The sequence below is a fragment of the Streptomyces sp. YIM 98790 genome, assembly GCF_011421595.1.
GTDB lineage: Bacteria > Actinomycetota > Actinomycetes > Streptomycetales > Streptomycetaceae > Streptomyces.
Genome location: NZ_WTLH01000371.1, coordinates 1 through 1,928 on the forward strand (window position 1 = coordinate 1; position 1,928 = coordinate 1,928).

The 1,928-nt window shown below is 74.1% G+C and carries 2 protein-coding genes and 1 pseudogene; all 3 read left to right on the forward strand.

Annotated elements, in window-relative coordinates:
• Window positions 1-57: 57 nt before the first annotated feature.
• The gene (locus GQS09_RS28125) at window positions 58-1,014 is read left to right on the forward strand and encodes a 1-aminocyclopropane-1-carboxylate deaminase/D-cysteine desulfhydrase (RefSeq protein ID WP_165990333.1); all 957 of its coding nucleotides are present in this window, start codon (window positions 58-60) and stop codon (window positions 1,012-1,014) included.
• Between the two features lie 256 nt (window positions 1,015-1,270).
• The gene (locus GQS09_RS28130) at window positions 1,271-1,684 is read left to right on the forward strand and encodes an anti-sigma regulatory factor (protein WP_165990334.1); all 414 of its coding nucleotides are present in this window, start codon (window positions 1,271-1,273) and stop codon (window positions 1,682-1,684) included.
• A 41-nt stretch (window positions 1,685-1,725) separates the two neighbouring features.
• A pseudogene (locus GQS09_RS28840) lies at window positions 1,726-1,928 on the forward strand (hypothetical protein); the annotation flags it as partial.

Here is a 1,928-nt window from a genome sequence, read left to right on the forward strand (position 1 = left end):
CGGCGGGCGGCGGGCGGCGGGCGGCGGCTGACGGCAGGACAGGGCAGGATGGGGGCGATGAGCAGGGACGGAAGGGAACGGGCGGCGGGCCGCACCGCGGGCGCGGCGGAGCGGGCGCTGGGCGCGCGGGGGCCGTCGCCGTTGCAGGAGATCGAGGACGAACGGTTCGCCCGGCACGGCGTGCGGCTGCTGCTCAAGCGCGACGATCTGCTCCACCCCGAGATACCGGGCAACAAGTGGCGCAAGCTGGTGCCCAATCTGGACGCCGCGCTGGCCGGCGGCCGGGCGCCCGCCCTGCTCACCTTCGGCGGCGCCTGGTCCCATCATCTGCGCGCCACCGCCGCGGCCGGCCGTCTGCTGGGCCTGGCGACCATCGGGGTGGTGCGCGGCGAGGAGCTCGCCCGCCGCCCGCTCAACGACTCGCTCGCCCGCTGCGCGGCCGACGGCATGCGGCTGCACTTCGTCAGCCGCGCCGCCTACCGGGACCGTCACCGTCCCGGCTTCGCCGGCCGGCTGCGCGCCGAACTCGCCCCGGACGAGGAGGTGTACGTCGTGCCGGAGGGCGGCAGCAACGCCCCGGCGGTGCACGGCTGCGCCGCCCTGGGCCGCGAGCTGGACGCGGCTTCTCCCCCGCTGCGCCCGCACGTGGCGGCCGTGCCCTGCGGCACCGGCGGCACCCTGGCCGGTCTGGCCGCCGGTCTCGGCCCGGACCAGTCCGCGCTGGGCATCCCGGTGCTCCGGGGTCATTTCCTGGCCGCCGAGGTGAGCCGCCTGCAGCGGGAGGCGTACGGCGCGCCGCGCGGCGACTGGCGCCTGGACGAGCGCTTCCACCACGGCGGCTACGCCCGCACGCCGCCCGAGCTCACCGGCTTCGCCGAGGACTTCGCCGCCCGGCACGGCGTGCCGGTGCCCGAGCCGGTCTATGTCGCCAAGCTGCTCTGGGCGCTCACGGCACTCACCGCCGAGGGCGCGTTCCCCCGGGGCACCGTACTGGCCGCGGTGATCACCGGCTGACCGCACATTAACGGTCATTCGGCATAAAGCACCGGAAATCACACATCAACCCATCGGATTCTTGCGGGAATTGACCGTCACCGCTGGCCACAGATTGCACCGAATGCAATACGATGAGTGATAAGGCGACAGTGTGCCGCGGATCGGGGTAGCGTCTCGGACGGACCGGCGAACCATCGGGCACCACGGTTCGTTGGATGATGGCAAGGGCGCCCCGGCGCGGCGCTCATCCGTGTGGATCACCGTGGAGGTGAGGGTGACCGAGATCCCAGGGGAACGCGGATCGCAGGACTTCGTGGAAGTCAGGCTCCCGGCCGCGGGAGCCTATCTGTCGGTACTCCGGACGGCTACGGCCGGGCTGGCAGCCCGCCTGGACTTCACCCTTGACGAGATCGAGGATCTGCGCATCGCGGTGGACGAGGCCTGCGCGATCCTCCTCCAGCAGGCGATCCCCGGCTCCACGCTCAGCTGTCTGTTCTCCCTGGACGGCGACGCCCTGCACGTCACCGTCTCGGCGCCCACCACCGAGGGCCGCGCGCCGGAGCGGGACACCTTTGCCTGGACCGTCCTGACCGCGCTCGCCGGCGAGGTGGAATCGACGGTCGCCGAGGACCGCACGGTCAGCATCAGCCTGCACAAGAAGCGCGGCGCGGCACCGGGAACGCCGTGACCGCCAGACCGGGCACGCCAGGGGACGACAAGGGGGCTGCTGTGAGGGATCTGAACGACGCTGCCCATGGCGGGCATGCCGCGGGCCCGGCGGCCCAGGCCGCCGCGCAGCCGGGGTGGGAGACCCGCCCGGCACGGCTCCGCCCTCCGCAGCACCGGTCCGGCCATCCCGAGGGCGCCGACCGTCCCTCCGCACCCGCAGCCGTGCCCGCGCCCGCGGCAGCGCCCGGTCTGCCCGCCCAGCC